General features: G+C 32.4%; 9 protein-coding genes. 5 read left to right on the top strand and 4 right to left on the bottom strand.

Annotated features, from left to right (window positions below; genetic code table 11):
* A partial coding sequence (locus tag Q0C22_RS00715) for a ferritin family protein (protein ID WP_291490174.1) occupies positions 1–386 on the bottom strand: 386 nt, incomplete at its 3' end.
* Between the two features lie 67 nt (positions 387–453).
* Here Q0C22_RS00715 and mazG point away from each other — a divergent pair.
* Together mazG and Q0C22_RS00705 are read left to right on the top strand one after the other, a co-directional pair.
* A complete protein-coding gene (mazG, locus tag Q0C22_RS00710) occupies positions 454–1,203 on the top strand; it encodes a nucleoside triphosphate pyrophosphohydrolase (protein WP_291490173.1) in 750 nt (249 codons plus the stop codon).
* A 130-nt stretch (positions 1,204–1,333) separates the two neighbouring features.
* Positions 1,334–2,554 (top strand): hypothetical protein, encoded by a 1,221-nt coding sequence (locus tag Q0C22_RS00705; protein WP_291490172.1) that lies wholly within the window; start codon positions 1,334–1,336, stop codon positions 2,552–2,554.
* Positions 2,555–2,727: 173 nt separating this feature from the next.
* On the opposite strand, the gene Q0C22_RS00700 is transcribed toward Q0C22_RS00705, so the two are convergent.
* The 3 genes from Q0C22_RS00700 to Q0C22_RS00690 are packed head-to-tail and all read right to left on the bottom strand — an operon-like array spanning position 2,728 to position 4,092.
* Positions 2,728–3,108 (bottom strand): thioesterase family protein, encoded by a 381-nt coding sequence (locus Q0C22_RS00700; RefSeq protein WP_291490171.1) that lies wholly within the window; start codon positions 3,106–3,108, stop codon positions 2,728–2,730.
* On the bottom strand, positions 3,105–3,665 hold the full coding sequence (locus Q0C22_RS00695; protein WP_291490170.1) for a chalcone isomerase family protein: 561 nt from the start codon (positions 3,663–3,665) through the stop codon (positions 3,105–3,107). Before Q0C22_RS00695 ends, Q0C22_RS00700 begins: the two co-directional genes overlap by 4 nt.
* 13 nt (positions 3,666–3,678) lie before the next feature.
* Entirely contained in the window at positions 3,679–4,092 is a 414-nt protein-coding gene (locus tag Q0C22_RS00690; protein ID WP_025391625.1) for a MerR family transcriptional regulator, read from the bottom strand.
* Positions 4,093–4,258: 166 nt separating this feature from the next.
* Here Q0C22_RS00690 and Q0C22_RS00685 point away from each other — a divergent pair, with 166 nt between their 5' ends.
* From Q0C22_RS00685 to Q0C22_RS00675, 3 genes are all read left to right on the top strand, one after another.
* Complete coding sequence (locus Q0C22_RS00685; RefSeq protein ID WP_291490169.1) at positions 4,259–5,032, top strand: electron transfer flavoprotein subunit beta/FixA family protein; 774 nt, start codon at positions 4,259–4,261, stop codon at positions 5,030–5,032.
* Between the two features lie 10 nt (positions 5,033–5,042).
* Positions 5,043–5,954, top strand: a complete 912-nt coding sequence (locus Q0C22_RS00680; protein WP_291490168.1) for an electron transfer flavoprotein subunit alpha/FixB family protein — start codon at positions 5,043–5,045, stop codon at positions 5,952–5,954.
* Positions 5,955–6,194: 240 nt separating this feature from the next.
* The coding region (locus Q0C22_RS00675) for a thiolase family protein (RefSeq protein ID WP_291490167.1) at positions 6,195–7,364 on the top strand (1,170 nt) is incomplete at its 3' end.

The raw sequence follows: 7,364 nt of genomic DNA, 5'->3' as shown, positions 1-7,364 counted from the left end.
TGCTCAATTTCTTCTAAAATAATATTTTTCAAAATAGCTTTTTCTTTTTCGTCAAGTGCGTTTGAATTTAAAAAGCTATAGTATTCTTTTACTGTTGAGTTTTCACCGGCTTCTAATAAAGATACAATTATTGCAGCAGATATGAATTTTTGCAAAAAAACTGCTATTTTGATCTTTGATGTATTTATTTTATCTTTAAGCTCTATATTATACTTTTTAGCAATTTTTTTCCAGAAAAGCGAGTGATTTTTTTCAATTTGTGCAATTTCACTTAAGCGGTTTTTTAATTCTTCATCTTTTTGTGATTTTGACAATGCTAAATATAAGTGATAATCGTTTATTTCTCCTTGATAAAACTTTTCAATCAAATTCAAAAAATTTTCCATTTTACATCCCTTCGTGTATAATTCATATATAATAAATTTAATTTTGTCAAGTTTAGAGGGAGTTTTTATGTGTGATGTATATGCTATTAAATTTAGCGAGCTTGTTAAAATAGTTGAACGCTTAAGAAAAGAATGCCCCTGGGATAAAGAGCAAACCAATCAATCTATAAAAAACAACCTTATAGAAGAAGCTTATGAGCTATACGAAGCCTTAGAAGAAGATAATGATCAAAAGATTATTGAGGAGTTAGGTGACTGTCTATTGCAGGTAGTTTTTCACTGTGTTATAAAAAACGAAAATGGTAATTTTAGTTTGATTGACGTTATTGATAGTTTGATAGAAAAACTAATCAAGCGTCACCCCCATGTTTTTGGCAAAAAACAATTAAATACAGTACAGGAAGTATTATCCCAATGGGATAGCATTAAGCAAAAAGATAAAAAATCTATACTTGAAGGTATACCAAAAAGAATGCCATCGCTTTTTAGAGCTTATAAGGTCCAGAAAAGATTATCAAAAGTTGGCCTGGAATTTGATGATGCAATAAATGCAGAAACCAAAATTTACGAAGAGTTGAGCGAGTTTAAACAAGCAAAAACTACAGATCAAAAAAAAGAAGAACTTGGGGATGTATTGTTTAGCATAGTTAATTTTGCAAGGTTTTTTGATATTGACCCAGAAGAAGCTCTTCATATATCAATAGATAAAATAATTAAAAGGTTTGAATACATTGAAAAAAAATTAAACGGCAATTTTGATGGCGTCTCAAAAGAATTATTAAACAAACTGTGGGATGAATCAAAGAATCTAATTTGAATTATCAGTCTCAAAAAAGCTTCTTTTAAAATAATTTACTTATATTTACATTTTATTTACATAAATATGAAGAAAATTTAATAAAAAAACCATACTATTAAGCCAACAAATTATTGAGAGGAGGTTTTGCATGGTAAAGCAAAAACTGAAAAAAAGTGTACTTTCTTTGACTGTCATAGCTGCTCTTGGATTTACAAGCGCAAGCTATGCTGGGACTGTTACAACAAAGACTGACACAAACATTACATTGTATGGTTTTACTCAAATGTATTTTGATTGGTACAATAATCAAAGTTTTCTCGGAACCAGCGCATCCAAAGAGTATTCTGGTGGTAAGTTAAATATTCCTGCGCAAACAAGTTTTGGTTCAACTGCAAATTATACGCGTTTGGGTTTTAACCTTGACAATAAAGCAGAAGGTATAAAAGGCGTAATAGAAGGTGATTTTAAAGGTGGTGGTGCTAATATTGGTACAGATGGCAATGGCAATTTTCGCTTAAGGAGGGCTTTTTTTGTTAAAGAGTTCTGCCAGGAAGGTTGCAATTATACGCCATGGTTGCTTGTAGGACAAGATTACACCCCCGGTAATTTTGATGTATATTCTCTAAATGGTTTAAACAATACAGCTGGTACGGATTTGACGAAAAAAATCCCACAGGTTGCATTTGGTGTAAAATTGGATTTAGGGGCTGCAAAATTAAACCCATATATAACATTTGAAGATATTCAAGGATATGTAACAAGTAAAGTATCACAAAGAGCATCTAAGCCAGGCATTGGTATAAAAGTACCAGTAGAGTTTGAAACTGGTCTTGGATCACCTGCGAAATTTTATGCACAATTTCAATGGCAGCAAACAAAACAAACATATAACAACAGCGATAATAGTGAAAACTCTTATATCGTAGGAACCGGATTAGAGTTGCCAATATATGCATTCAGCTTAAAAGGTGACATTTATTATGCTAAAGCCTTTACAGGTTTTGGCGCCCCAACGGATAAAATATCACCCCCTTCTTTTTATTTAAATGGTAATTCACTTGAGAAGGTTAGCTCTACAGGATGGGCACTGCAAGCTAAGGTTGATTTTAATAAATTAGCTCAAGTACCAATTAGTATTGCTGGAGGTTACTCTCAAATTATATACGGAAATCTTACTACGCTTTCAAGTTCAGACTATGCAAGAAAAGCCGCTACAGTATATGCTAATTTGGCTTACAATTTAACAAAATCTGCATCTTTGGGTTTAGAATACGATAGAAATATTACCTATTATGTTGGATCTAAAAACGATCCAAACCATGCTCAATATTCAAATCAGGTGTTTTTAGTTGGTACTTATAAATTTTAAACCCATCTAAATTCTATTATATAAAGATGGGTTAGTTTAAGCCTTTTTTTCATACTAACCCCCCAAAAAAGCTTAGTTACTTTTTATTAAGTAACTAAGCTTTTTTTATTTTGGTAAGTTTTACAATTTTTTTAAAAGTGAGCCTTGTAAAATGCAAGGCTCTGTGTGCAGAATCAACAGATTTTTGAAAGATAATTTAATATATCTGAAGTAAGAGGTGTAGCCTTTTTTGTGTTTTTATCAATAGCTACAAGCGTAGTTAAACCTTTGGCAAATATTTTATTATCATTTTTAACTATGTATGATATATCAAAACTTGAGTTACCAATTTTTTCAATTTTTAATTCTACAAATACGATATCATTAAATAAAATTGGTTCTAAATATTCACATGATTGTTTTGCTACTACAAACCAAATGGTATCAGACACTTTTTGAAAAATCTGTCCAAGCGCTACAATGCGTGCATATTCAAAATATGTAAAATACACTGCGCTGTTTACATGCGTATACATATCAAAATCGCTGAATCTCTTTTGAATTTCTACTATCATTTTCCAAGCATTCCTTCTTTCATGGATTTATCTGGTGGTTTTGGGCCAAAATAAACCATAATTATTGCTTTTTGAAGCTCTGGAGAATGAATTTGACCAATTAAAGAGCCATTTTCGTATACCTGTGTATTGCCATTTTCGAGTAAAGCTATTTCTATTGAGTCACCTTTTTTAAAGCCATGTGTAAAAAGATTGAGAAAACTTTTTTCTTCACTTGTGCCTATAATTGATGGGTAATTATCTCTAAAACCTTCTTTAAATGCTCCTATAACCTTATCTTTGCTAATATTTGGATACACAAAATACATAACAATGACTTTATTTTGTTTAGATGAAAGAAGTTGTTCAGTGGAATGAACTCTTTCTTGGGTATATAAAGCTCCTACATAAATTTTTATACCGAGAAAACTATAATGTCTAATCCCATAACCATTCAACTGCAATTGTGTTGAATTAAGCATTAATGTATTTTTTACATTAACACCGTCTACATTTACTGCATATGATACTTTTGCCAAAAACAATATACCAAATACAATTAATAAGAGTTTTTTCATTTTTGATGCCCCCTTATTTATTTTGTTCATTTTTGTTTTGTTCAATTATAGATAAAATGCGTTTTCTGTATTCTACTATATCGTTTCTTAAAGAGGCTAATTTTGAAATCCTGCTATCAATCTTATCAATATGATCATCTAATATTTCAATCAATTTTGGCATAATAGTAATTGATTGCTTATGCTGATTATAAATATCTGCTAGTTCTAACATTTCTTTTAAGGTTAAACCCAATTCTTTAAGCTTTAAAATAAACTTTATACGCCTTATATCTTCATTAGAGTACAGTCTTATACCATTTTCTATACGAAGCGGAGGATCTAACAAACCAAACTCTTCGTAATATCTAATTGTTCTTGGCGTTATACCCAATTTCTTTGAAACCTCTCCAATTTGAAAATATTCTTCGTTATTAATGTTATTCATAACACACTCACTCTTACGTTAAAAATCATAATTTACATTTATCATATTAATTTTAGTTTGTCAATAGAAAAATAAATAAATTTTTACTTGACATTTACGTAAATTATTATAGAATATTTAAAGTTAATATTTTAATTAAGTATGCTTATTTTAAAAGGAGGTTATTATGAATATCCTGGTGTGTATCAAACAGGTTCCTGATATGGAATCTAAATTTAAAATCTCAAGTGATGGACAATGGTATGAACAGTCTGATTTGACTTTTAAAATCAATGAATATGATGAGTATGCCATTGAAGAAGCAGTAAGGCTTAAAGAAAAGTTAGGCAGTGCTGAAGTTGTAGCACTTTCTATTGGTCCAGAACGCACAAAAGAAGCAATAAGAAAAGCTTTAGCTATTGGTGCGGACAAAGGTGTACATGTACTTGATGATGAATCACACAAAAAAGACCCGTTTCAAATTGCTACAATAATTGCAAATTATGCTAAAGATAAAAACTTTGATATTATATTTTTAGGCATGCAGTCTCAAGATAGGGCTTCTGCTGTAGTAGGACCCACATTATCTGAGTTATTAAACTATAATTGCGTAACTACAATTGTTAGCTTTGAATACAAAGACGGTAAAGTAAATGTTAAAAGAGAATTAGAAGGTGGTATAAAAGCAAAAGTATCTGCAAAACTACCTGTTGTGTTAACCTGTCAGCTTGGTTTAAATACCGTAAGATACCCCACATTGCCAAACATTATGAAAGCAAAAAAGAAAGAATTGATTACTATAAATGTTAATGAGCTTTTAAATGAACAACCAAGGGTTATAAACCTGAAAGCTTACATACCAGAAAAGAAAAAAGGTGGCATAATCCTTGAAGGTAAATCAGACGAAGTAGCTGATAAGCTAATTAGTATACTCAAAGAAAAAACACAGGTTTTAAGGTAGGAGGTAAAATATGAAAGCACTTTTGATTGGTGAATACAAAAATGGACATATAGATGAATCTTTTTATGAGCTTGTAGGCTTTGCAAATAAAATTGGCGCAGATTCAGTTGGTTTTGCTGTAGCACCCCTTGATGTAAATATAGAGTATGCAGGAAAAGTATATATAGCAGATGTATCAAAAGCAAAAGAATACAACCCAAAGGTACACAAAAACCTTATATTAAAATTAATAGAACAAGAAAACCCTGATATTGTTGTATTCAGTCACTCTTCATATGGCTGGGACTTAGCTCCAAGGCTAGCTGCAGCACTAAAAGCAGCTCAAATATCTGAGATTATAGATGTGGATAATGATGAATACATTGTGCCATTTTGCAATGCAAAACTTAGAAGAAAAGTAAAGCCAAACACTCAAAAAGCTGTATTGACACTTCAGGTTGGGGCATTTTCTCCTGTTAAGTCCAATACTGCCCAAATTGAACCTTTAGATTATATTGAGCAGGATGATAACTTAGAGTTTCAGGGCTTTGAAATAACAGAAAAAACAGGTGTTGATTTAACAAAAGCCGAAGTGATTGTTTCTGCAGGCAGGGGTGTAGGAAAGAAAGAAAACATTGAAATTGTAAGAAACCTTGCAAAAGCTCTAAAAGGTGAGCTTGGCGCTTCAAGACCTGTAGTAGATGCAGGCTGGCTAGATGAAAGCTACCAGGTTGGAACTACAGGACAAACAGTTGCGCCAAAACTCTATATTGCCTGTGGTATATCTGGTGCCATACAGCATTTAGCTGGCATGAAAAAATCTAACTTTATTGTAGCAATAAACAAAGATAAAGATGCACCCATTGCCGAAGTAGCAGATGTATTTGTAGTAGCTGACCTATTAGAGTTTGTGCCTGTATTAACAAGTAAATTAACTAAATAGGTTTTAATTAAATTATACTTGACTTTATCTCCCCTTTGTGTTAGTTTATATGTAAAACTAACGTAAAGGGGAGGTGTCATGTATAAATTCTTAAAAATAATTGAAAGTAAACAAAAAATAAAATTAATAGTTCAAATAGCTCAAATCAAATTAAAATTTATTTATCTTTTTTTAAGTAATGTAATTTTGTATGACTTTCAAGTTATGATAAAGTTAAATCAATAAATCAGGAGGTTTTTTATGAGAGAGGTGTATGTAATTGAAGCCCTAAGAACGCCATTTGGATCATTTGGTGGAAATTTATCAGGTGTTGAAGCACCACTTCTTGCGAGCGAGGTAATTAAAGAGTTGCTCAAACGCACAAATATTTCTGGCGATGATGTTGATGAAATTATCATGGGCGAGGTTTTAAGCGGTGGAGTTGGCCAGGCGCCGGCAAGGCAGGCTATGATTTATGCAGGTCTTCCATATAAAGTACATGCAATGACAATCAATAAAGTATGTGGTTCTGGTTTAAAGGCTATTATGCTTGGTGCTGGATCTATTATGCTTGGTGATAGTGATATTGTGATTGCTGGCGGTGCAGAAAATATGTCAAAAGCCCCATACTACCTAAAAAATGCAAGGTATGGTTACCGCATGGGAAATGGAGATCTAATAGACGGTATGATTTTTGATGGTTTATGGGATCCATATGATAATATTCACATGGGCACAATTGCAGAAAATATAGCAAAAAAACACTCAATAGGCAGAAAAGAACAGGATGATTATGCAATTAGATCATACGAGCTTGCTCAAAAGGCACAAGATAGCGTATTTAAAGACGAGATAGTTCCGTTTGTGATAAAGGATAAAAAAGGCGATAAAGTTATTGATAAAGATGAAGATCCATACAAAGTAGTATTCGATAAAATTCCTACGCTTAAGGGTGCATTTGTAAAAGACGGCACAGTTACTGCGGCTAACTCATCTACAATATCAGATGGTGCAGCTTTGTGTATTCTTGCCAGCCAAGATGCACTAAAAAAATATAATCTAAAACCACTTGCTAAACTTGTCGCATATTCTACAAACTCACTACCCCCACAGCAGTTCCCTGAAGCTCCAGTTGGCGCAATAGAAAAGGTAATAAAAAAAGCAGGATTATCGCTTAAAGACATAGACTTATTTGAGATAAATGAGGCATTTGCTGTTGTAGTGTTAGTTGCTATAAAACAGCTTGGTCTTGATATAAATAAAGTAAACGTAAATGGCGGTGCTGTTTCTATAGGTCACCCAATTGGTGCAAGTGGTGGCAGACTCGTTGCTACGCTTGTAAAGCAAATGAAAAGACAAAATGCCAAATACGGACTTGCCACTCTTTGCATAGGTGGTGGTGAAGCAGTGGCAGCGATATTTGAAAATGTT

It is taken from the genome of Desulfurella sp., assembly GCF_023256235.1.
In the GTDB taxonomy this organism is placed as follows: Bacteria; Campylobacterota_A; Desulfurellia; order Desulfurellales; family Desulfurellaceae; genus Desulfurella.
Note: the sequence above shows the minus strand (reverse complement) of the source record. Positions and strands in the feature narration are given on the sequence as shown.

Coding starts and splice junctions, on each gene's coding strand:
- Q0C22_RS00690 (WP_025391625.1), bottom strand. CDS start 4,092: ATGAATAACATTAATAACGAAGAATATTTTCAAATTGGAGAGGTTTCA.
- mazG (WP_291490173.1), top strand. CDS start 454: ATGTGTGATGTATATGCTATTAAATTTAGCGAGCTTGTTAAAATAGTT.
- Q0C22_RS00695 (WP_291490170.1), bottom strand. CDS start 3,665: ATGAAAAAACTCTTATTAATTGTATTTGGTATATTGTTTTTGGCAAAA.
- Q0C22_RS00700 (WP_291490171.1), bottom strand. CDS start 3,108: ATGATAGTAGAAATTCAAAAGAGATTCAGCGATTTTGATATGTATACG.
- Q0C22_RS00685 (WP_291490169.1), top strand. CDS start 4,259: ATGAATATCCTGGTGTGTATCAAACAGGTTCCTGATATGGAATCTAAA.
- Q0C22_RS00705 (WP_291490172.1), top strand. CDS start 1,334: ATGGTAAAGCAAAAACTGAAAAAAAGTGTACTTTCTTTGACTGTCATA.
- Q0C22_RS00680 (WP_291490168.1), top strand. CDS start 5,043: ATGAAAGCACTTTTGATTGGTGAATACAAAAATGGACATATAGATGAA.